Genomic DNA, 22,090 nt, shown 5'->3' with positions numbered 1-22,090 from the left:
GCCGATGGTACTGCCTGGGAGACTGGGTGGGAGAGTAGGTCACTGCCGGCCACTCACTTTTTGTGGTGAGGTCGTGAAAGGCCCTGCGCCCCTGTGGGGGGTGTGGGGCCTTTCGTGCGTTCCGGGGCCATATCGAAGCGCCCCGCGTCGAGCTGACGCCTGCTCACCGACGTCCTGCTGTCCGACGGCCTGCTGCTGCGGTTCGCCGAGCCAGGGGCAGGACGTACTGGGCCGATCCGCGACGCACCCGTCCCCACCTGTGACGCGGGGTGCGGTGCTCAGGGGCGCAGCACGGTGATGCCGGCGGTCACCGGGCGTTCGAGGTCGCTCAGCGCCCGGGGACCCGCCTCCAGGGGGAGCTCCCGGCCCACCAGGCGTGCCAGGGGGAAAGCGCCCGAGGTGACCAGCGACATGAGGCGCGGGTAGTCGTGGGCGGCCATGCCGTGGCTGCCGAGGACCTGCAGCTCCAGCGCGATGACCCGGTCCATCGGCACCGTCGCAGGGCCCGCCGCGGCCGGCAGCAAGCCGACCTGCACGTGGCGACCCCGGCGGCGCAGGCAGCGCACCGACGCCTCGCACGTGGCCGGCAGGCCGACCGCGTCGATAGATACGTGGGCGCCCCCACCGGTGAGGTGCTCGACCGCGGCCGCGACAGGGCCGTCGGTGGGGTCGACCACGTGTTCAGCGCCGAAGGACGCTGCCAGTGCCCGCGCCGCCGGAGACGGGTCCGTGGCCACGACCCGCGCGCCCGCCGCGGCGGCGATCGCCACGGCCGACAGGCCCACACCGCCGCACCCGTGCACGGCGACGAACTCACCGGGGCGCACCCGCGCCACGTCCGAGACCGCCCGGAACGCCGTCGCGACCCTGCAGCCGAGCGCCGCGGCGGCGCTGGACGGCAGGTCGTCGCGCAGGCGCACGAGGTTGACGTCGGCGTGGTCCAGAGCCACCAGCTCGGCGAAGGAGCCCCAGCCGGTGAAGCCCGGCTGGGTCTGCGCCCGGCACACCTGCTGCTCGCCGGCGGCGCACTCCGGGCAGGTGCCGCAGGCCGTCACGAACGGGGTGGTGACCCTGTCCCCGGGGCGCCAACCGCGCACGCTCCCGCCGACCGCGACCACGGTGCCCGCGAGCTCGTGACCGGGCACGTGGGGCAGGGCCACGTCCTCGTCGTGGCCCTGCCACGCGTGCCAGTCGCTGCGGCACACCCCCGTCGCCTCGACGGCGACGACCACCCCGTGCGGGGCGGGAGCGGGGTCGGGGACCTCCGTCAGGCGGGGCAGGGCCCCGAACCGCTCGACGAGGACCGCGCGCACCTCAGGCGGAGGGCCGGTCGAGGACGTCGACCAGGGCGGAGGCGTCGCCGGTGTAGTCGCCCGGCGTCAGCAGCGACAGGCGGGCCGCCTCACCCTCCGGCAACCCCAAGCCCGCGACGAACTCGCGCAGCTTGGACTGGTCCACCTTGCGGCCGCGGGTCAGCTCCTTGAGCCGTTCGTACGGCTCGGGCAGCCCGTGCACGCGCATCACCGACTGCACCGCCTCGCCCAGGACCTCCCAGGTCGCGTCCAGGTCGGCGGCCAGTGCGGCGGGCACCGCGTCCAGGCCGGCCAGGCCCTTGCGCGCGTTCTCGATCGCCAGCAGGGAGTGGCCGAAGGCGACACCGATGTTGCGCTGCGTGGAGGAGTCGGTGAGGTCGCGCTGGAGCCGGGAGGTCGTCAGCGTCTCCTCCAGCACCCGGAACAGCCCGCCGGAGACCTCCAGGTTGGCCTCGGCGTTCTCGAACCGGATGGGGTTCACCTTGTGCGGCATCGTGGAGGACCCGACGGTCCCCTGACCGCGAACCTGCGCGAAGTAGCCGTAGGAGATGTACGTCCACACGTCGGTGCAGAGGTTGTGCAGCACCCGGCCGAAGCGGGAGACGTCCGCGTACAGCTCCGCCTGCCAGTCGTGGGACTCGATCTGCGTGGTCAGCGGGTTCCACGTCAGGCCCAGGGACTCCACGAAGGCCCTCGACACCGCCGGCCAGTCGGTGCCGGGCACGGCGGTGCGGTGGGCGGCGTAGGTGCCGGTGGCGCCGTTGAACTTGCCGAGGAACTCCGCGCGCCCCACGCGGACCAGCTGCCGGCGCAGCCGGTGCGCGAGGACCGCGAGCTCCTTGCCGAGCGTCGTCGGCGTCGCGGGCTGGCCGTGGGTGCGGCTGAGCATCGGCAGGTCGCGCAGCTCGTGGGCCATGCGCGCGACGTCGTCGGTGAGGGCGGTCGCGGCCGGCAGCCACACCTGCTGCACCGCGTCGCGCACCATGAGGGCGTAGGAGAGGTTGTTGATGTCCTCGCTGGTGCAGAACAGGTGCACCAGTTCGGCGACGTCGGCCAACGACGTGCCCTCGAGGCGCCGCTTGATCCAGTACTCCACGGCCTTGACGTCGTGGACGGTGATGCGCTCGATCTCGGCGAGCTCGGCCACGGCCGCGGCGTCGAAGCGCAGCGGCAGCGCGCGCAGCAGCGCGACCTCCTCGCCGGTCAGGCGGCGCACCCCCGGCACGACGTCGTGCGTGCCGAGGTGGATGAGCCACTCGACCTCGACGTGGATGCGGCGGCGGTTCAGCGCCGCCTCGGACAGGTGCTCGGCCAGGGGCGCCACGGAGCGGCGGTAGCGCCCGTCGAGGGGGCCGAGGGCCGGTTCTCCGAGGCTGGCGGGTGCGAGGTCCACGGGCGCTGCGGTCACGCGCCCCATGGTCCCACGGCCACGACCGCCGCCCGAGCCCGCGCACCTCGGTCACGGCAGGGGCGTGCGGCGCAGCACCGCCTCGCCGGCGCGAGACGGGTCCAGCGGGACGGGGGAGCGCAGCACGCCGGGACCGCGCGACAACCGCCCGTCGGACACGGGGGTGCAGCGCAGCCCGCCGCGACCGCGCATCGCGCGGTGGGCGCCGTCGGCGACGACGCGGTCCATCCACGCGCACGGGTTCGCCGGCCGTCCGCCGCGCAGGCGCACCGTCCCGGCGTCGGTGACCAGCTCGAACTCGTGCCCGCGCAACGGATCCAGCTCGACGCCGCGCACGACGAGGTTGCGCCGCGCCAGCAGGGGGTCCGGTACGGCGGGCAGTGCCAGGTCGGCGGCGACCGCCTCCCACGCCTCGACCGCCAGGAAGGTCACGGCGGCGTCCATGTGGGCGGCCTTGCCGAAGAACCGGTCCCCGCGGATCCCCTTGCCCGCCACCACCTCCACCTCGTCGAGGTCGTGGGTGGGCACCTGCGCCGCCCCCTCGCGGGGGCGGCCGAAGTAGGCGTGCCCGGGGGAGACCAGCAGGTGCAGGACCTCGACGGGGTGCTCGTGCAGCGGTGCGCCCGCCTGGCTGCTCACAGGGCCAGCGCCCGCTCGGCCGCGCGCACAGCCTGGGCGCCGTACCCGCCGCCGAACAGGGTGGCGTGCACGAGCAGGGGGTGCAGCTGGTGCAGGGGCACCCGGTCCCGCCACCCGGCGGGCGTGCCCGCCGCCTCTGTGCATGCGGCGAGCACCCGCTCCAGGTGGGGCAGCCCGAACAGGGCCAGCATCGCCAGGTCCGTCTCGGGGTGGCCGCCGTGCGCGGCGCAGTCGATGAGCACCACCCCGCCCGGCGACCACAGCACGTTGCCGGACCACAGGTCCCCGTGCAGGCGCGCGGGGCGCTCGCCGCCGGCGCACAGGGCCTCGTCGCCCTCGTTCAGCCGCTGGCACACGCGCTCGACGAGCGCCGCGCCCGCCGCGTCCACCGCGCCGCGGTCGCGCGCCGTGCGCAGGTACGGCTGCACCCGCCGGGTCGCGTAGAAGAGCCCCCACGGTTCGGGGGCGGGGCTCATCGGCAGGGGCAGCGACGCGATCCACGCGTCCCCCGGCACACCCGGGGGCGGTGCTCCGAAGCGGTCCGCGCCCGCGGCGTGGGTGGTGGCCAGGTCGCGCCCGAACGCCTCGGCGGCTGCGGCCGTGGCGGGGACCTCCTCGACGCGGTCGAGCACGAGGGCGTCCTCGCGCACCTCGCGCACCCGGCACACCGCCGCCCCGCCGGCCGCGGCGAGCCATGCCAGCCCGGCGGCCTCGGCCGCCAGCGCTCCCGGCGGTGCTGCCGCCCGCTTCACGAACTCCCGCCCGCCGGTCGCTCCCGCGCTCACGCCCCCATGGTCACCGGGCGCTGCACAACGGGCACCCCGGGGCCGGTGTCCACAGGCGCCGCCGCGCGGCGGGGGAGGGGCCGGCGGTGCGGCCTAGCGTCCTCGCGGCGAGGACGGGGACCGGCCGGGTGGTGGCCGGGAGGGAGGAGCGCAGGTGGGGCCGGAACTGGGTGAGGCACGGCTGGGGGCGCTGGTGCGCGAGGTGGCCCGCGTCGGCGAGGGCGTGCGCGAGGCGGGCGAGCGGCTCGCCGGCGTCGACGGGATCGACTGGGACGGGGCCGGTGCGGCCGCCTTCCGCTCGCGGCTGGCCGAGGTGGTCCGCGCTGCCGGCGCCCTCGCCGCGGGGTGCGAGGAGGCCGCCGGGCGGCTCGCGGCGCACCGCGGTGCCGTCGTGGCCCTCGGTGCGGCGACCGCCGCGGGGACCGGTTCGTCCGCGGGTGCGGCGTGAGCGACGCGCTGACCGTCAGCGCAGGCTCCCTCGCCGTCGACCCCGACGCGCTCGACGCCGCCGCCGCAGTGCTGGCTCGGGCCGCCGCCGACGTCGCCACGTGCGGTGCGGAGCTGGCGGCCACCGCCCTGGACCCGGCGTTGCTTCTCAGCGCGCCCCTGGTGCCGGCGACCGGGGTTCCCGCCGAGCGGGCCCTCGCGGAGCTGCTGCTCGGTCCGGGGGCGGCCGTGCCCCTGGCCGCCCGGGTGCTGCTGCTGTCCGCGCTGCTGCGCACGGCGTCGCTGCGCTACCGGGCGGGGGAGGCCGCCGCGGACGCGGCCGTGCAGGTCGCGCGCCGTGCAGCGGCGGAGGTCGTGGTGGAGGCCGCGCCGGCGCTGGCCGCGGGTGCTGCCGGGCTGCTGGCCGCCGACGTCGCGCTGCGCACCGCGCAGGCCCAGGACGCCGTGCTGGTCCGGGCCCTGGCGCAGGTGGCCGCCCGCGGTGAGCTGGACCTGGACGAGTTGACCGCGATCGCCCGCGAGGAGCACGGCCGGGTCGACGACCTCGTGCGCGGCGACGTCCACCGGGCCGGTCTGCTGCTCGCCGAGCACCCCTGGCTCGTGCAGGAGGCCGTGGCCACCGCTCCGGCGGTGCTGCAGACCGCCGCGGGACGATCCCCCCTGCTGGGAGCAGGGCTCACGGTGCTAGCTCCTCAGCTCCTGCGTCCCGGTGCGGGAGCGGCGGAGATCGCCGGTGCCCTGACCGCGGTGGGGGGTGTGAGCCCGCTGTTCCGGCGGACCGAGGTGCAGGTGTCGCCCGCGGCGCCGCGGGCCGTGCCCACCCGCCCGCCCCGGGGCATCGCCGAGGTCCTCGACGGGGTGGCGCACCAGTCCACCGGTTTCGCGCCGGACGGCCCGGCGGGCTCGGTGGGGGACCGCATGCCCGCGGCGGGCCGGCCCGAGGCGGGGGTCGTGCGGCTGGAACGGGTCACGCACGCCGACGGGTCGGTCGCGTGGATCGTCGAGGTGCCCGGCACGCAGGACTGGACGCCGCTGCCGGCGGCCGGCGGCACCCCCATGGACCTGACGACGAACCTGCGGGCCGTGGCCGGTCAGCCGACCGCCACCACGGCCGCCGTCGCCGAGGCGATGCGGCTGGCCGGCGTGGGTGCGCAGGAGCCGGTGATGCTGGCCGGGCACAGCCAGGGCGGGCTGACGGCTGCGGCGCTGGCCTCCGACGAGGCCTTCCTGCAGGCCTACCGCGTCACCCACGTCGTCACCGCCGGTTCACCCGTCGACGGCATCCGGGTGCCCGCGGGGGTGCGGGTGCTCTCGCTGGAGCACACCGGTGACCTCGTGCCCGCCCTCGACGGGGAGGCCGCCCGGGGATCGGCGTCGCGCACCGTCGTGCGCCGTGACGTCGGCGACGACCCGGACTTCGCCGCGGCCGTGGCCGACGACCCGCTGGTCGCGCACGGGTGGCGCAGCTACCTGGACACCGCCGCCCTCGTCGACTCCAGCACCGACGAGGCCCTGGTGGGCTACCGGCGCTCCGCCGGCGCCTTCCTCGACGCCCCCGGTGCCCGCGTCGACGTCTTCGACTACCGCGCGCAGCGGCGGTGAGCCGCGGTGCGGTTCAGGCGCCGGTGCGGGGCGTGAGCGCGCGGAAGGAGGAGCCGTGCCACACCAGCGGCTCGGTGTCGGGGGCGGTGCCCGTGGCGTGCACCTGCAGCAGCACGACGTCGTGGTCGCCGGCGGGGACCTCGGAGTGGATGCTGCACTCCATCCACACGGGTGCGCCGTGGACCAGGTGCGCCCCGGTGGGCGTCGTCGTGGTCTCGACGCCGGCGAAGCGGTCGGCGGCCCTGGAGGCCAGCTGGCGGGCGACGGCGTCGTGGGCCTCACCGAGCACGGACACGCCCAGCCGCGGTGCGTTGCGCAGCCTGGGCCAGCTCGTGGAGGTGTGCTGCACGGCGAAGAGCACCAGCGGGGGGTCGGCGGAGATGCCGACCTGGAAGGAGGAGGCGACGAGCACGACCGGCTCGCCGTCCACGACGGCGGACAGCGCGGCCACGCCCGAGGGGAACAGGGCGAAGGTCGAGCGCAACGCCGACGGGTCGTCCTCGAAGGGGACCAGGCGGGGGGTGCGCTCGGTGCCGGGATCGCGCATGGGGAACCGTCCAGCTGCTCGGGGTGGTCTCGGGTCGCGTGCGTCGCCGACCGCCCCGGTGGGCTCCGGGGTGTCGCCCGGCGACCGTACCCGCGAGCGCCGCGCGGTGCGCTCCCGCCGCCGCCGGTGCCCCCGGTCGCAGCGGGGAGCGGTCCTAAGCTGGCCCCGTGCCCACCCCCAGCGCCGTCGAGCTGCTCCCGCGCCTGCGGGCGAACATGGCGAAGGTCCCCGCCTACGTGGCCGGCCGTCCGCCCGCTGTGCGGGAGGGGGTGGAGGCGTTCAAGCTCTCCTCCAACGAGAACCCGTACCCGCCGCTGCCGAGCGTGCTGACGGCCATCACCCGGGCGGCCTCGCAGGTGAACCGCTACCCCGACCCCGCGGCGGGGGCGATGCTCGATGCGGTGGGGCGCCGGTGGGCCGTGGGGCCGGAGCAGCTGGCGGCGGCCACCGGCAGCGTGCGGCTGCTGGCGCAGCTGGTGGAGATCACCTGCGACCCCGGCGACGAGGTGGTGTTCGCGTGGCGTTCGTTCGAGGCGTACCCGATCACCGCTGCCATCGCCGACGCGACGGCCGTGCACGTCCCGCTGACGGCCGAGTCCCGCCACGACCTGCCGGCGATGCTCGCGGCGATCACCGCGCGCACCCGGGTGGTGGTGCTGTGCTCGCCGAACAACCCCACCGGCCCGGCGATCCGTTCCGGGGAGCTGGAGGGTTTCCTGGCGCAGGTCCCCGGCGACGTGCTGGTGGTGCTGGACGAGGCGTACCGGGAGTTCGTCGACGACCCGGAGGTGCCCGACGGGCTGGACGTGCTGCGCGCCCACCCGAACGTGGTGGTGCTGCGCACCTTCTCCAAGGCGTACGGGCTGGCGGGGCTGCGCGTGGGCGTGGCGGCCGCGCACCCGGAGGTCGCCTCGACCCTCCGGCGGGCGGCGACGCCGTTCGGGGTGAGCGGCATCGCGCAGGCGGCGGTGGTGGCCTCGCTGCAGGAGGCGGCCGAGGAGGAGCTGATGGGGCGGGTGGCCGCGCTGGTGGCCGAGCGTCGCCGCGTCGCCGACGGGTTGCGCGAGCAGGGCTGGGCGGTCCCGGACGCGCAGGGCAACTTCGTGTGGCTGCCGGCGGGCGAGCGCACGCCCGCGCTCGTCGACGCCTTCGGCGTGGAGGGGCTGTCGGTGCGGGGGTACGGCTCGGACGGGGTGCGCGTCACGGTCGGGGAGGCGGCGGCGAACTCCCGCTTCCTGGACGTGGCGGCCCGGCTGCGCTGACGCGCGCCCGCGTCCCGTGGAACGTCGACCTACTCTCGCGTAGGGTACGCACCCGTAAGGTACGGGACCGTAGGTTCGGGCCGCGGTCCCCGGCCACCGGTGGCGTCCGACGGAGGGGGAGCACGTGAGCGAGGCAGCGACCGACCCGGCCGGGTACCGCGCCGGCGAGATGGTGCAGCTGCTGGACGCCGACGGCGTCCGCCGCGAGCACCCGGGGTACGACGTGCGGCTCGAACCGGACGAGCTGCTCGGCCTGCTGCGCGACCTGGTGCTCATGCGCCGGCTGGACACCGAGGCCGAGGCCCTCCAGCGCCAGGGGCAGCTGGGTCTGTGGGCGGGCAGCCGCGGCCAGGAGGCCGCGCAGGTCGGCGCCGCCCGCGCCCTGCGCCGCCAGGACCACGTCTTCCCCACCTACCGCGACCACGGCTTCCTGCTGGTGCGCGAGGCGGACCCGCTGCACGTGCTGAGCCTGTACCGGGGCGTCGACCACGGCGGCTGGGACCCGGTGGCGCTCGGCGTGCACCCGTACACGCTGGTCATCGCCGCCCAGCTGCTGCCGGCCGTCGGCTACGCCATGGGGGTGCAGCGCGACGGCGCCGTCGGCACCGGCGACCCGGGGCGCGACACGGCCGTCGTGGCCTGCCTGGGCGACGGCGCCACCAGCCAGGGCGAGACCGCCGAGGCCCTGACGTGGGCGGCCGTCTACCACGCCCCCGTCGTGTTCCTGTGCCAGAACAACCAGTGGGCGATCTCCGAGCCCGTGCGACGGCAGTCGACGGTGCCGCTGCACCGGCGCGCCGAGGGCGTCGGGGTGCCCGGCGTCCTCGTCGACGGCAACGACGTGCTGGCCGTGCTGGCCGTGCTGCGCGCCGCCCTGGAGCGCGCCCGCGGCGGCGGTGGCCCCACGTTCGTCGAGGCGTACACGTACCGGATGGGCGCGCACACCACCGCCGACGACCCCGGTCGCTACCGCGACGCGGCGGAGGTCGACGCCTGGCGCGACCGCGACCCGATCGACCGGCTGCGCACCCACCTGCGCGCCGAGGGCGTCCTGGACGACGCCTTCGAGGAGGCGCTGGCCGTGGAGGCCGACGAGTTCGCCACGAGGCTGCGCGCCGGGGTGCGCGACATGCCCGACCCGAGCCCGGCGTCGATGTTCGAGCACGCCTACGCCGAGCCGCACCCGCAGGTGCAGGCCGAGCGCGACGAGTTCCTCGCCGCCTGGGCCCGCCACGAGCAGGACGCGCCGCAGCAGGAGCACCAGGACCAGCACGCCACCGCCGGGAGGGGCCGCTGATGGAGCGCATGCCGATCGCCAAGGCGATCAACGCCGGCCTGCGGGCCGCGATGGACCGCGACCCGCGGGTGCTGCTGATGGGCGAGGACATCGGCCGCCTGGGCGGGGTGTTCCGCGTCACCGACGGGCTGCAGAAGGACTTCGGCGAGGACCGCGTCCTGGACACCCCGCTGGCCGAGGCCGGCATCGTCGGCACCGCGCTCGGGATGGCGCTGCGCGGGTACCGGCCGGTGTGCGAGATCCAGTTCAACGGGTTCGTGTACCCGGCGTTCAGCCAGATCGTCACCCAGCTGGCGAAGCTGCGGGCGCGCTCGCGCGGCCGCCTGTCGGTGCCGGTGGTCATCCGCATGCCCGCGGGCGGCGGCATCGGTTCGGTGGAGCACCACTCCGAGAGCCCGGAGGTGCTGTTCGCGCACACCGCCGGGCTGCGCGTGGTGTACCCCTCCACCGCGCACGACGCGTACTGGATGGTGCAGCAGTCGATCGCCTGCGCGGACCCGGTGGTGTTCATGGAGCCGGAACGCCGCTACTGGGACAAGGGCGACGTGGACACCGACCTGGGCCCCGGCCAGGTGACGCCGCTGCACCGCGCGCGGGTGCTGCGCCCCGGCACCGACGCCACGCTCGTGGCGTACGGGCCCACGGTCAAGCTCGCGCTGGACGCCGCCGCGGAGGCCGCGCAGGACGGCACGCAGCTGGAGGTCGTGGACCTGCGCTCGATCTCCCCGCTGGACGTCGACACGGTGGCGGAGTCGGTGCGCCGCACCGGCCGGCTCGTCGTGGTCCAGGAGGCTCCCGTGTTCCACGGTGCGGGGGCGGAGATCGCCGCGCAGATCACCGAGCGGTGCTTCTACTCCCTGGAGGCTCCCGTCAAGCGCGTCGGCGGGTACCACCTGCCGTACCCGGCGGCCCGCGTGGAGGAGCACTACCTGCCATCGGTCGACCGCGTCCTGGACGCCGTGGAGCAGGCGCTCGCGGCCTGAACCGCGCGCCGCCACGGATCGAAGAACCCGCGACCCGAAGAACCCGAGAAACCCGAAGGGGACCTGTGCACCAGCGGTTCGCCCTGCCCGACGTGGGCGAAGGACTCACCGAGGCCGAGATCGTGTCGTGGAAGGTGCGCGCCGGCGACACCGTCGCGGTCAACGACGTCCTCGTCGAGATCGAGACGGCCAAGTCGCTCGTCGAGCTGCCGAGCCCCTACGCCGGCACGGTCGTGGAACTCCTGGTGGCCGAGGGGGCGACCGTCGAGGTCGGCGCGGACATCGTCGTCATCGGTGACGGGGTCGCCGGTGCGGTGGGCGCGGACGCGCCGGGGAACCGCTCGGCGACGGAACCCGCGATCGATCCGCAGCGCCGGCACGGTGAGGCGCCCGAGCCGGCCGCGGACGACGCCGAGGGGTCGGGGGCCACCCTCGTGGGGTACGGCACGCGCGAGAGCACCGTGCGCCGTCGCCGGAGCTCGGCTGCGGCCCCCGCGAGCCCCGCCCCGGTCCCCGCTCCGGGGCCCGCGCCCGCTCGCACCGGCGGCGGGCACGTCCTGGCCAAGCCCCCGGTGCGCAAGCTGGCCCGCGACCTCGGGGTGGACCTGGCCGACGCGGCTCCCACCGGCCCGGGCGGCACCGTCACCCGCGCCGACGTCCTGGCCCTGGTGCCCACGGCGCCCACCGAGCCGGCGTGGCGCGAGGACCGGCACGAGCGTGAGCGGCACGTGCCGATCCGCGGGGTGCGCAAGGCCACCGCCGCGGCGATGGTGGAGAGCGCGTTCTCCGCCCCGCACGTCACGGTGTTCACCACGGTCGACGCGACCCGCACGATGAAGCTGGTGCAGCGGCTCAAGACCGACCCGGAGTTCACCGGGGTGCGCGTCTCGCCGCTGCTGCTGGTGGCCAAGGCGCTGCTGGTGGCGGTGCGCCGCAACCCGGACATCAACGCGACCTGGGACGAGCAGAACCAGGTGATCGTGGTGAAGAACTACGTGAACCTGGGCATCGCGGTGGCCACTCCGCGCGGGCTGCTGGTGCCGAACGTCAAGGACGCCGACGAGATGACCCTGAAGGACCTCGCCGTCTCCCTGGGCGAGGTGGCCGCCCGGGCGCGCGAGGGCAAGGCGCAGCCGGCCGACCTGGCCGAGGGGACCATCACCATCACGAACGTCGGCACGTTCGGCATCGACACCGGCACCCCGATCCTCAACCCGGGCGAGGCGGCGATCCTGGCGGTCGGCAAGATCGCCCAGAAGCCGTGGGTGCACAAGGGCAAGGTGAAGCCGCGCTACCTGGCGACCCTGAGCCTGTCGTTCGACCACCGGATGCTCGACGGGGAGAGCGGCTCGCGGGCCCTGGCCGACATCGCCGCCGTGCTGGAGGACCCCGCGCGGGCCGTCACCTGGACCTGAGGCGGTTTCCCCGGGACTCCACCGGGTAGGTGCCCCGGTCGGAGGACGACGAGGGGAGCGGGGATGCCGGGCTGGTTCGAGGCGGGGCTGTGGGGGCTGCTGGGCGGGGCCGCCCTGGTCGTCGGTGCGGCGATCTCCTGGTTCGTCCGGGTGCCGTCCCGGATCGTCGCCGGGGTGATGGCGTTCGGCGCAGGGGTCCTGATCTCCGCGCTGGCCTTCGACCTCACCCAGGAGGCGGCGGACACCGGCGGCCTGCTGGTGACGACGCTGAGCTTCCTGGCCGGCGCCCTGGTGTACGTCGCGGCCAACGCGGTGCTGGACCGGCACGGTGCCCGGCACCGCAAGCGCTCCGGTGGGCAGCAGCCGTCGGAGTCGCAGCAGGGCGGCAGCGGTGCGGCCATCGCGATCGGGGCCCTGCTCGACGGCATCCCCGAGTCGGTCGTGCTGGGCGTGGGGCTGCTCGGCGGCGGCGGGGTGAGCACCGCGGTCGTGGCGGCGGTGTTCATCTCGAACGTCCCGGAGGGGCTGTCCAGCGTCGCCGGCATGAAGAAGGCCGGGCGCAGCGCGGGGTACGTCTTCGGGGTGTGGGGCGGCATCGCGCTCGTCAGCGCCCTGGCCGCCGCCCTGGGGTACCTGGCCCTGGGCAGCGCCTCGCCCCAGGTCATCGCCGGCATCACGGCCCTGGCCGCCGGGGCGATCCTCACGATGATCGCCGACACGATGATCCCGGAGGCGTTCGAGCGCACGCACGTGCTCACCGGCCTCATCACGACGCTGGGTTTCCTCGTCGCGTTCACGATCAGCCGTCTGGGCGCCTGAGCGGCGCGACCGGGTTCAGCGGTACCCGGTGGTGTCCGCCGGCCGGCCGGTCAGCACCACCTCCGTGACGTACCGGTTCCCGTCGGGCCGGCTGCCGTCGACGTCGTCGATCCCGTACTCGCGCGCCAGGGACCCGGAGTCCAGGGTCCGCCCGGAGAACCGGGAGCGCTGCGGGTCGGCGGCCAGCGCCGCCACGCACCGGCCCGTGAAGGTCGGCGACTCCGAGATGGCGAAGTGGGGTTCCTGCTCCAGCGCGTCGCGCCAGTTCTCCTCCGTGACGCCGAACGTCTCCAGCATCGCCTCCGAGCGGAGCCACCCGGGGGTCAGCGCGACGGCGGTGCAGCCGTGCGGTGCGGTCTCGGCGGCCAGCGCCACCGCGAGCGGGTGCGAGGCGGCCTTGGCGACGTGGAACGCCAGGGTGGTGCCGGTGCGGTAGCGGGAGTTGTGCTCGGCGGTCCCGTCCGTCATCACCACCGCGAGGCCACCGGGCTCCCGCAGCAGCAGGGGCAGCAGCGCGTGCGCGGTGACGACGTGCGACTCGATCCCCAGCCGCAGCATCCGCAGGCTCGCGGCCAGGTCGTGCTCCCACACCGGCGCTCCCCACGTCATCAGGTGGTCACCGCCCCACACGCCGTCGACGAGGACGTCGAGACGGCCGTGCTCGGCGTCCACCCGCGCGGCCAGCGCCTGCACCTGTGCGGGGTCGAGGTGGTCGCAGCGCACCGGCACGCCGCGGCCGCCGGCGGCGTCGACGAGGGCGGCGGTCTCCTCGACGGTCTCGGGACGGCCCACCTCGGAGCGGGCGGCGGCGCTGGAGCGGCCGGTCACCCACACCGTCGCCCCGGCACGGCCGAGCTCGACGGCGATCGCGCGGCTCGCGCCGCGGGTGCCGCCCGCCACGAGGGCGATGCGGCCGGTCAGGTCGGGAGAGGTCCAGTCAGTGCTCTGCTCGCTCACGCGACCACCGTCGCGCGCAACCCTGACAGCTGCCGTCAGGGTTCCCGGGCACGATGGTCGCGTGCGTTCCGAGAGGCTCGTGGCCCTGCTGTTCCAGCTGCAGCGGCGCCGGGCGGCGACGGTGGCGGAACTGGCGCGCGAGCTCGGCGTGTCGACGCGCACCGCCCACCGGGACGTCGCCGCGCTGCGCGCGGCCGGCGTGCCGATCTGGAGCGAACCCGGACGCGGCGGCGGCGTGCGGCTCGTCGACGGCTGGCGTTCGCACCTGGACGGGCTGACCTCCCGGGAGGCGGTCGCGCTGCTCACCCTCAGCGCGCCGCGGGCGCTGTCCGACCTGGGGCTGGACGGGGCGGTCGCCGCGGCGCACGCGAAGGTGGCCGCGACCCTGCCGCAGGAGCTGCGCGAGCGGGCCGGGGCCCTGGCGCAGCGGTTCCACCTCGACGCGTCCGGCTGGTTCCGCGCCGAGGACGACACCCCGGAGCTGGCGGTGCTGGCGCGGGCGGTGTGGGAGCAGCGGCCGGTGCGCCTCGCGTACGGCCCGGCGGGGGAGGGCGCCGAGCGGACCCTGGAACCACTGGGTCTGGTCCTCAAGGCGGGGGTCTGGTACCTGGTGGCGTCCTCGCGGGGGCGGGTGCGCACGTACCGGGTCGCCCGCGCCGGCGGCGCCGAACTGCTGCCCGGGCGCTTCGAGCGGCCGGCGGGTTTCGACCTGGCCGCGTGGTGGGCGACGTCGTCGGCGCAGTTCGCGCGTTCGCTGGGGCGGGTGGCCGTCACCGCGCGGCTGTCCCCGCGCGGGGTGCGGGCGCTGCCGCCGGTGCTCGGCGAGCAGGTGGCGGCCGAGGCGCTGGCGAGCGCCGGCGAACCGGACGCCGCGGGCTGGCGGACGGTGCGGTTCGCCCTGGAGGACCCCGCGGTCGCCGCCGGGCAGTTGCTCGCGCTGGGCGCGGACGTGGTGGTCGTGGAACCTGCGCAGGTGCGGCGGGAACTGGCCGCGCTGGCCGGCCGGGTGCTGGAGGCGCACACCTGTCCCCCGGGAGAGGTACTGGCCGGCGTCACCCGTTCGGAGTAGCGTCCGCGGCCCACGGGGCCGACGACGACCCCGTCAGGGTTGGAGGATCGGATGGCGCACCGGTTCAGGGCAGCATCAGTGATCACCATCGCGACGGTGGCCGGCCTCGGCCTGGCCGCACCGGCCGGAGCGGGTGCCCCGGCGCACCACGAGCGGGTCGAGGTCGTCGCACAGGGGCTCGACGACCCGTTCGGGCTGTCGTACCGCAACGGCAAGTTCTACGTGGCCGAGAGCACCACGGGCGAGATCAGCGGGATCATCCCCGGCGGCCGGGGCCCGGTCGTGCGGGTGGCGGGTTTCCCGGCCCCGGCGGGGGTCGACCGCACGGGCGAGGGGTTGCTCGTCGTCACCGGCGAGGGGGAGGACCCGGGGGCCTCCACGCTCTACCTGTCCAAGCCGGGGGTGGGTCCGCGTCCGCTGGCCGACCTGGCCGCCTACGAACTGGCGGAGAACCCCGACGGCCAGCGGCAGTTCGGCGACGACGGCGCGCCGCTGGACGCGCTGAGCAACCCGTTCGCCGTGCTCGGCGGCAGGGGCCACGGGGCGGCGTACGCGTACGTCGCGGACGCCGGGGCGAACGCCGTGCTGGCCGTCGACCGGCACGGCACGGTCAGCACGTTCTTCGTCCCGGACGTCGTCACCACCGGCCCTTGCGAGGGCGTGGAGAACAACGACCCCGAGCACGCCGGGTGCGACCCGGTGCCGACGGGCCTGGCGTGGGGACCGGACGGGAACCTGTACGTGTCGGGGCTCGCCGGTGAGGCACCCGGCGAGGGCCGCGTCTACGTGCTCGACCCGGGCACCGGGGAACTGCTGCGGGAGATCACCGGCCTGGACGCCCCGACGGGGGTGGCCGTCGGCGACGACGGCGAGGTGTACGTCTCCGAGGTGCTGGAGGGCGCGCCCCCCGGTGAGCCGGAACCCGGTTTCGACCCCTCGACCGTCGGCCGGATCGTCCGGGTGGACGTCGACGGGTCCCGCTCGGTCGCCCAGGTGCCGACGCCGCTGGGGCTGCGCTGGGCGCAGGGAGCCTTGCACGCCACCGCGTGGAGCGTGGCGGGGGCGTTCCTGGGGCAGGGCGGCCTCGGGCAGGTCGTCCGGGTGGACTCCTCCGCGTTCACCGCGGAGGACTGAGGGAACCGGGGCGGGCGGCCGGGGGGACCGCCCGCCCCTCGCCTCACAGCGGCTGGATGCCGAACGCCTCGGCGAGCTCCAGGATGCGCCGGGCGCGGCCCAGGCGCGGCAGGTCGGAACCGTCGCGGACCACGCCGCCGCTGGCCTCGAACCCCTCCACGACGTCCTGCGCCCAGGTGGCGTCGGTGGCGGTGGGGCTCATCACCTCGTTGATGACGGGGGCCTGGTCGGAGTCCAGGCACAGCTTGCCCATCATGCCCAGCGACACCGCGACCGAGGAGTTGTCCCGCAGTTCCGGCAGGCCGCCGCCGACGGTGGGGCCGTCGACCGGGCCGGGCAGGCCGCCGATGCGGCTGGCCACGACGAGGCGGCTGCGCGGGTAGGCCATGGCCAGGTCGTCGGCGCTGGCGCCGGTGTCGCGGCGGTAGTCGCCGGAGCCGAACGCGAGGCGGAAGGCGCCGCGCGCGCACGCGATGGAACGGGCCTCCTCGATGCCGAGGGCGGACTCCACCAGCGCCACCACGGGCGTCTGGCCGCCCAGGGCCTCGAACGTGTCGGTGACCTGCTCGCCGGACTCCGTCTTGGCCAGCACCACGCCCAGCAGGTTCGGGGTGCCGCGCAGCTGCTCGACGTCGTCGCGCCAGTGCGCGGTGGTGACGTCGTTGATGCGCACGAAGGCGCGCCCGCCGGCGCGCAGCCACGCGACGACGTCCTGGCGGGCGGCGTCCTTGCGGCTGGGGTCGACGGCGTCCTCCACGTCGAGCACGACCTGGTCGGCGCGGGACCGGGCCGCGGTGTCGAAGAGGTCCGCGCGGGCGGCGTTCACCAGCAGCCAGGTGCGCGCGTACCGCGGCTCCACGACGTGGACCGCCCTGTCGGTGCTCATGTCCGTCTCCTCACCCGGCCGCGGCCGGCTCCCCTCGCCGGCCTCGCCGCCGGCTCCTGAACCGCACCGACCGTAGCGGCCGCCCCCGAGCGAGCGTGCCGGAGGACGCCCCGGGGCGGCGTGACGTCGCGCACGGCGGCCCCTCAGCCCTCCCGTGCGCTCCGCACCCGGGCGACCGCCAGCTCGGCCAGGTCGGCGGCGTCGGCGGCGTCCACGCGGCGGTCCACCACCACCGTCGTCAGCGACAACCGCACCGTCGCACCCTCCTGCAGCACCAGCGGCTCGGACCACGCCACCGAGGGGCCGGCGCCCACGTAGTCGGACACCCGCACGAACCACGGCAGCAGCGGGCCCTCGTCCTGCACCAGCAGCACGCTGGACCAGGACCGGCCGTGGCGCCGGGTGAGCGCCAGCCACGGGGTGGTCGAGCCGTGCACGTCGCGCTCGTCGCCGGCGTCCTGCGTGAGCACCTGCGTCTCGTCGGCGCCGGCCAGCCGCCAGAACAGCCCGCCGTAGCCGGCGCCGGGGCGTCCGCGCACCGCGGGGCTGGTGACTGTCGTGGTCCGCGGTGCGCGCAGGTCGCTGCGCCAGCCCAGCGCCCAGGCCTCCACCTCCGGGGCCACCGCGCCGGTGAGCGTGCGCTCCTCGTGCAGCTGCGCGGTGCCGTCCTGGTCGAGCCAGGTGACCGGACCCGTCAGGGACGCGCCGGAGTGCCGCACCTGCGGCGCCTCGGCCCGCTGGTGGCCGTGGTTCAGCAGCAGCGTCGGCCCGCTGCCGGGCACGAAGGTGCGCCCGCCCCAGTACGAGGTGCCGTCGACGTCGTCCACGGCCAGCGATGCGCCGTAGTGGTGGCGGTGGTCCACGGGGCTGCTCGCGGTGACGGGGACGCCGGCCAGGGAGTGCACCGGGTGCAGGTGGGGGCGCCGGCTGTGCACCGGTGGCATGCCCGAGCCGTCGGCGTAGCGGGCCAGGGGCGTGCCCAGGCCCTCCAGGACCGCGCGCCCGGTCCCCTCCGTGCGCCAGCGCGCCCGCCCGCCGCCGGCCCGCCGCTGCACGAGCCCCGCGGCACCGGGGGAGTGCACCGGCAGCCGCCGGGGCGGCGGCACGGGGCCGGTGCTGGCGCGCACCGCCAGGACGGGCACCAGCACCCCGCTCGCGGCGTCCGGGGCGGCCGGGGCGCCGGTCAGGTGCGCCAGGTGGCGCATCGCGAGCCGGCCGATCTCGGCCTGGTCGACGCCCGTGGTGGTCAGGGAGGGGGTCGCGTACCGGGCCAGTTCGACGTCGTCGAAACCGGTGACGGAGATGTCGCCGGGGACGGCCACGCCGATCTCGTTGAGGCGGGCCAGCAGGCCGAAGGCGACCAGGTCGTTGAAGGCCAGCGCCGCGGTCGCCCGGGTGCCGAGGACCTCGTCGGCCACCCGGTGGCCGGCCTCGACGGTGGAGCCGGTGGCGATCGTGCTGATGCGCAGGTCCCCGTGCCGGCGGGCGGCCTCCTCCAGGGCGCGGGCGCGCACGCCGCTCGAGGCGGTGGTGGGCGGTCCGGCCAGCACCGCCAGGTGCCGGTGGCCCAGCCCGACGAGGTGGTCCACCAGGGCGTGCACGCCGTGGGCGTAGTCCACCCGCACCACGGGCGCGTCGATGCCGTCGAGGGGGCGGTCGGTGAGGACGACGGGGGACACCTGCGCCAGCAGGGCCCGCAGCTCCGGTTCCGGGGTGCGCGGCGCGGCGAGCACCAGCGCGTCGCAGCGCCGGCGGGCCTGCAGCGCGACGGTGGCCTCGTCGTCGCTGGCGTCGAGGGTCTCGGCGACGAGGACCCGCTGGTCCTGCTGCGCGGCGGCGGCCATCGCCCCGCGCACGACCTGCTGGAAGACGGGGTTGCCCAGGTCGGGCACCACGAGGGCGACGGTGCCGGTGCGCCCCAGCGACAGGCCTCGGGCGAGGTCGCTGGGGCGGTACTGCAGCTCCTCGGCGACGGCCTGCACGCGTGCTGCGATGTCGGCGGCCACGGTGGAGCGGCGGTTCATGACGCGCGAGACCGTGGCGCGCGAGACGCCGGCCGCGGCGGCCACCTCGCTGATCGTCGCGCCGCCCCTGGTCGCCCTGGCCATGGCGCTGCCCCCCCTCCACCACCGCGTGGTCGCGCCGGGCCGTCCTGGCGCGGTCGGGGCCAGGCTAGTCGATGGGAAACCGGTTCCCGTTGTGCTAGCTTCCCGGGAACCGGTTTCCTGCGGGGGCCGGGGAGCCAGCACCTCAACGACGAGAGCAGGTAGACATGACGAACCGTCCCCGCGGCCGTGCCGTCCTCGCCGCGCCCGCGACGGCCCTGCTGATCGGCCTCACCGGCTGCATGGGCCCCTCGGCGTCGCAGGCGCCCGCCGCGGAGGCCGCCGACGCCTCCGACTGGGGCGAGCCCACCGGCACCGTGGAGTTCTGGGACACCAACGCCAACGCCACCCTCACCCCGGTGTGGGAGGGCCTCATCGCCGACTTCGAGGCGGAGCACCCCGAGATCGACGTGGAGTACGTCGGCCTGCCGAACTCCTCGGCGCTGCAGAAGGTCGACAACGCGCTGGCCTCCGGCGCCGTCCCCGACGTCCTGCTCGTCGGCAACGACGTCGCCAACCTCATCGCCCAGAACGCGCTGACCCGCGTCGACGAGGTCTTCGAGTCCTCCGGGCTGGCCGACGCGAGCGACCCCACGATGGTGGATAGCGAGCGCGGCAACGCCCCCGACGACGGGCTGTACAAGGTGCCGCTGACCTCGCTGTCCGACGTCATCTGGTACCGCACCGACTGGCTGGCGCAGGCGGGCCTGAGCGAGCCCACCAGCTACGACGAGTTCTTCGAGCGCACGCAGCAGCTCAACGCCCCGGACGAGAACCGCTTCGGCTACGCCTTCCGCGGCGGCCCCGGCTCCATGCCCCCGATGTTCGCCATGACCTACGGGATGTCCGGCGTCGGGGAGTTCTTCACCGAGGACGGCCAGGCCACGCTGGACGACCCCGCCAACGTCGAGGCCTTCAAGCGCTACGTGTCGCTGTACGGCAGTGTCAGCGCCGAGGCCGACCTCACCAACGACTACCCCAAGATCGTCGCGGCGTTCGACGGCGGCTCGGCGTGGGCCACCCACCACAACCTCGGCTCCTACCAGGACCACGTGAAGGCCCTGGGGGCGCAGAACGTCGCGGGGGTGCAGCCGTTCCCCGACGAGGACGGCGTCGTCACCGCCACCACGCCGGCCATCTCCGGCCTGGGGCTCATGGCCGAGAGCGACGCCAAGGCCGCCGCCTGGGAGTTCATCGAGTACATGACCACCACCGGGAACTCCTCCTACGCCGAGGCCGTCGGCCAGGTCCCGGCCAGCCTGGAGGCTCAGGAAGCGCCGTGGCTCCAGGACTCGCAGCCCCTGCGCGAGATCGTGGAGACCGCCGAGGACCCGAAGACCCAGTACGTCCAGCTGCCGATCTACCTGCCCGACTACGCCTCCATCTGCAAGACGGAGATGGAGCCGGACCTGCAGGCCGTCCTGACCGGCGCCATGGCGCCGGAGGCGTTCCTCACCAAGTACGCCGAGCGCTTCGAGCAGGCGCTGGCCGAGTACGAGCAGTACGCCGGGCGCTGAGCCCGGGACCGAGCGGAGGACGACATGGCAGTGCTCAGCCGGGACACCTCCCGACCGCCCACCGGCGCCCCGGCGCCGGTGCGGCGGGCGCGCCGCGAGCGGTGGACCCCTTACGCCCTCATCGCGCCCACCGCGGTGCTCATGGCGGTCTTCCTGGTGTACCCCATCGGGAGCGTCGCCTACTACAGCCTCTTCAAGTACAACGTCACCAAGCCGTGGGCGAACGGCTTCATCGGCCTGGACAACTACGTCCAGATGTTCCGCGACCCGATGTTCTGGGACAGCCTCGTCTTCACGGCCCAGTGGGTCGTCGTCGAGGTGAGCCTGCAGCTCGTCTTCGGCCTGGCCCTGGCGCTCGTCATCAACGAGTCGTTCATCGGCCGGGCCCTGGCCCGGGCGCTGGTCTTCTCGCCCTGGGCGGTCTCCGGGGTGCTCACCACGACGATCTGGCTGCTCATCTACAACCCGACCACGGGTTTCGGCCGCTACCTGGCGGACTTCGGGATCGGCAGCTACGGCACCAGCCCGCTCATCGACTCCACCTCCGCGTTCTGGGCCGCGGTGCTGGCCGAGCTGTGGCGAGGGGTGCCATTCTTCGCCATCCTCATCCTCGCCGACCTGCAGTCCGCCTCCGGCGACCTGTACGAGGCCGCCGAGGTGGACGGCGCCGGCCGCCTCCGCCGGTTCTGGTCCATCACCCTGCCCCACCTGAAGAACGCCATCATCCTGTCCACGCTGCTGCGCGCGGTCTGGGAGTTCAACAACGTCGACCTGCTCTACACCCTCACCGGCGGCGGCCCGGGCAACGCCACGATGACCCTGCCGCTGTACGTGGCGCGCCAGGCCATCGACGCCAAGGAGTTCGGCTACGGCGCCGCCCTCACCATGGCCGCCTTCGCGATCCTCGCCGTCTTCTCGATCACCTACCTGTGGCTGGTCCGCGCCGGCCGGGAGGACAAGGAATGAGCACCGCGCCCACCCTCGCCACCGACGGTCCCACCGTCCACCGCGACGAGACGTCCACCCGCGGCGACGGGCTGGCGCGGGCCCGCCGCGCCCCCCGGTGGGCGATCTACGCCCCCCTGGGGGTGTACCTGCTGTTCACGCTCGTGCCGTTCTACTGGATCCTGCTCTTCGCGCTGCGCGAGACCGGGTCCACCGCGCTGGTGCCCTGGCCGATCACCTTCGAGCACTTCGCGACGGTGTGGAACGGCGCGGGCTTCGCGACCTTCTTCGTCAACTCCGTGGTCATCGCGACGCTGACGCTCGTGCTCACCACGGTGATCGCCCTGCTGGGCGGCTACGGCCTGGCGCGGTTCCGCTTCCGCGGCAAGACGCTGTTCATGGTCGCCATGCTCGCCAGCCAGTTCGTGCCCGGTGCGATGCTGCTCATCCCGCTGTTCGACGTCTTCCGCACCACCGGGCTCATCAACTCCCTGTGGAGCATCGTCGTGGCCGACACGGTGTTCCAGCTGCCGCTGTCGCTCATCCTCATGGCCGGCTTCATCCGCAACATCCCGGTGGAGCTGGAGGAGTCGTCCTGGATCGACGGGTGCGGCCGGCTGCGCGGCTTCCTGGCGGTGGTGCTGCCGCTGCTGCGGCCCGGCATCGTGGCGATCAGCTCGTTCGCCTTCATCTCCTCGTGGAACAACTTCCTGTTCGCGCTCATGTTCCTGAACTCCCAGGACCAGTTCACCGTGCCCGTCGGCCTGAGCTACATGCTGGGTGAGTACAGCGTCGACTTCGGCGCGCTGGCCGCCGGCGGCGTCGTGGCCGTGGTGCCCGTCGTCCTGGTGTTCGCCTACGTGCAGCGCTTCCTGGTGCAGGGGCTGTCGGCCGGGGCCGTCAAGGGCTGACCCGCACCCCCGAGCGCGCAGCGCCGCACCCCTGCCGAAGGGGTGCGGC

20 protein-coding genes are annotated in these 22,090 nt (G+C 75.3%); 12 read left to right on the top strand and 8 right to left on the bottom strand.

The features are described from left to right. Window positions 1–278 precede the first annotated feature (278 nt). The 4 genes from ACRYM0_RS14730 to ACRYM0_RS14715 are packed head-to-tail and all read right to left on the bottom strand — an operon-like array spanning window position 279 to window position 4,145. Complete coding sequence (locus tag ACRYM0_RS14730; RefSeq protein ID WP_432506309.1) at window positions 279–1,313, bottom strand: zinc-binding dehydrogenase; 1,035 nt, start codon at window positions 1,311–1,313, stop codon at window positions 279–281. A gap of 1 nt (window position 1,314) precedes the next feature. Beyond that, entirely contained in the window at window positions 1,315–2,730 is a 1,416-nt protein-coding gene (gene purB, locus ACRYM0_RS14725; protein WP_432506307.1) for an adenylosuccinate lyase, read from the bottom strand. Between the two features lie 42 nt (window positions 2,731–2,772). Next, window positions 2,773–3,360 carry a molybdenum cofactor biosysynthesis protein gene (locus ACRYM0_RS14720; protein WP_432506306.1) on the bottom strand — a complete coding sequence of 196 codons (588 nt, stop codon included), beginning with the start codon at window positions 3,358–3,360 and terminating at the stop codon, window positions 2,773–2,775. Further along, a complete protein-coding gene (locus tag ACRYM0_RS14715; protein WP_432506304.1) occupies window positions 3,357–4,145 on the bottom strand; it encodes a fructosamine kinase family protein in 789 nt (262 codons plus the stop codon). The genes ACRYM0_RS14720 and ACRYM0_RS14715 overlap by 4 nt, the downstream gene beginning before the upstream one ends. A gap of 154 nt (window positions 4,146–4,299) precedes the next feature. On the opposite strand from ACRYM0_RS14715, the gene ACRYM0_RS14710 reads away from it, so the two are divergent. Then, the gene (locus tag ACRYM0_RS14710; RefSeq protein ID WP_432506303.1) at window positions 4,300–4,593 is read left to right on the top strand and encodes a hypothetical protein; all 294 of its coding nucleotides are present in this window, start codon (window positions 4,300–4,302) and stop codon (window positions 4,591–4,593) included. Further along, window positions 4,590–6,194: a hypothetical protein gene (locus tag ACRYM0_RS14705; RefSeq protein WP_432506301.1), complete on the top strand. Its 1,605-nt coding sequence runs from the start codon at window positions 4,590–4,592 to the stop codon at window positions 6,192–6,194. The genes ACRYM0_RS14710 and ACRYM0_RS14705 overlap by 4 nt, the downstream gene beginning before the upstream one ends. A 13-nt stretch (window positions 6,195–6,207) precedes the next feature. Here the strand turns inward: ACRYM0_RS14705 and ACRYM0_RS14700 are convergent, their stop codons facing one another. Further along, entirely contained in the window at window positions 6,208–6,741 is a 534-nt protein-coding gene (locus ACRYM0_RS14700; RefSeq protein ID WP_432506299.1) for a flavin reductase family protein, read from the bottom strand. A 167-nt stretch (window positions 6,742–6,908) separates the two neighbouring features. Here ACRYM0_RS14700 and hisC point away from each other — a divergent pair, with 167 nt between their 5' ends. From hisC to ACRYM0_RS14675, 5 genes are all read left to right on the top strand, one after another. Beyond that, complete coding sequence (hisC, locus tag ACRYM0_RS14695; RefSeq protein ID WP_432506298.1) at window positions 6,909–8,003, top strand: histidinol-phosphate transaminase; 1,095 nt, start codon at window positions 6,909–6,911, stop codon at window positions 8,001–8,003. A gap of 169 nt (window positions 8,004–8,172) precedes the next feature. Continuing rightward, window positions 8,173–9,300 carry a thiamine pyrophosphate-dependent dehydrogenase E1 component subunit alpha gene (locus ACRYM0_RS14690; RefSeq protein WP_432506311.1) on the top strand — a complete coding sequence of 376 codons (1,128 nt, stop codon included), beginning with the start codon at window positions 8,173–8,175 and terminating at the stop codon, window positions 9,298–9,300. Continuing rightward, window positions 9,300–10,283, top strand: a complete 984-nt coding sequence (locus ACRYM0_RS14685) for an alpha-ketoacid dehydrogenase subunit beta (RefSeq protein ID WP_432506296.1) — start codon at window positions 9,300–9,302, stop codon at window positions 10,281–10,283. The genes ACRYM0_RS14690 and ACRYM0_RS14685 overlap by 1 nt, the downstream gene beginning before the upstream one ends. A gap of 65 nt (window positions 10,284–10,348) precedes the next feature. Beyond that, window positions 10,349–11,698 carry a dihydrolipoamide acetyltransferase family protein gene (locus ACRYM0_RS14680; RefSeq protein ID WP_432506294.1) on the top strand — a complete coding sequence of 450 codons (1,350 nt, stop codon included), beginning with the start codon at window positions 10,349–10,351 and terminating at the stop codon, window positions 11,696–11,698. 63 nt (window positions 11,699–11,761) lie between these two features. Further along, window positions 11,762–12,517 carry a ZIP family metal transporter gene (locus ACRYM0_RS14675; protein WP_432506292.1) on the top strand — a complete coding sequence of 252 codons (756 nt, stop codon included), beginning with the start codon at window positions 11,762–11,764 and terminating at the stop codon, window positions 12,515–12,517. 15 nt (window positions 12,518–12,532) lie between these two features. On the opposite strand, the gene ACRYM0_RS14670 is transcribed toward ACRYM0_RS14675, so the two are convergent. Further along, window positions 12,533–13,474: an SDR family oxidoreductase gene (locus tag ACRYM0_RS14670; protein ID WP_432506290.1), complete on the bottom strand. Its 942-nt coding sequence runs from the start codon at window positions 13,472–13,474 to the stop codon at window positions 12,533–12,535. Window positions 13,475–13,535: 61 nt separating this feature from the next. Here ACRYM0_RS14670 and ACRYM0_RS14665 point away from each other — a divergent pair, with 61 nt between their 5' ends. Both ACRYM0_RS14665 and ACRYM0_RS14660 read left to right on the top strand, forming a co-directional pair. Beyond that, on the top strand, window positions 13,536–14,543 hold the full coding sequence (locus ACRYM0_RS14665; protein ID WP_432506288.1) for a helix-turn-helix transcriptional regulator: 1,008 nt from the start codon (window positions 13,536–13,538) through the stop codon (window positions 14,541–14,543). 78 nt (window positions 14,544–14,621) lie between these two features. After that, window positions 14,622–15,677: a ScyD/ScyE family protein gene (locus tag ACRYM0_RS14660; protein WP_432506286.1), complete on the top strand. Its 1,056-nt coding sequence runs from the start codon at window positions 14,622–14,624 to the stop codon at window positions 15,675–15,677. 43 nt (window positions 15,678–15,720) lie between these two features. Here ACRYM0_RS14660 and ACRYM0_RS14655 read toward each other — a convergent pair whose 3' ends face one another. Together ACRYM0_RS14655 and ACRYM0_RS14650 are read right to left on the bottom strand one after the other, a co-directional pair. Continuing rightward, entirely contained in the window at window positions 15,721–16,563 is an 843-nt protein-coding gene (locus ACRYM0_RS14655; RefSeq protein WP_432506284.1) for an HpcH/HpaI aldolase/citrate lyase family protein, read from the bottom strand. 143 nt (window positions 16,564–16,706) lie between these two features. Next, the gene (locus ACRYM0_RS14650) at window positions 16,707–18,671 is read right to left on the bottom strand and encodes a DUF6807 family protein (protein WP_432506282.1); all 1,965 of its coding nucleotides are present in this window, start codon (window positions 18,669–18,671) and stop codon (window positions 16,707–16,709) included. Window positions 18,672–18,835: 164 nt separating this feature from the next. Between ACRYM0_RS14650 and ACRYM0_RS14645 the strand changes: the two genes are divergently transcribed. From ACRYM0_RS14645 to ACRYM0_RS14635, 3 genes are read left to right on the top strand one after another with little or no spacing between them, the layout of a single operon-like run. Next, on the top strand, window positions 18,836–20,185 hold the full coding sequence (locus tag ACRYM0_RS14645) for an ABC transporter substrate-binding protein (protein ID WP_432506280.1): 1,350 nt from the start codon (window positions 18,836–18,838) through the stop codon (window positions 20,183–20,185). 24 nt (window positions 20,186–20,209) lie between these two features. After that, window positions 20,210–21,151 (top strand): carbohydrate ABC transporter permease, encoded by a 942-nt coding sequence (locus ACRYM0_RS14640; protein ID WP_432506278.1) that lies wholly within the window; start codon window positions 20,210–20,212, stop codon window positions 21,149–21,151. Next, window positions 21,148–22,041 (top strand): carbohydrate ABC transporter permease, encoded by an 894-nt coding sequence (locus ACRYM0_RS14635; protein ID WP_432506276.1) that lies wholly within the window; start codon window positions 21,148–21,150, stop codon window positions 22,039–22,041. The genes ACRYM0_RS14640 and ACRYM0_RS14635 overlap by 4 nt, the downstream gene beginning before the upstream one ends. Window positions 22,042–22,090: the final 49 nt, after the last annotated feature.

Source organism: Kineococcus arenarius subsp. arenarius (genome assembly GCF_050871845.1).
Taxonomy (GTDB): Bacteria; Actinomycetota; Actinomycetes; order Actinomycetales; family Kineococcaceae; genus Kineococcus.
This window is presented reverse-complemented; position numbering and strand designations above follow the sequence as displayed.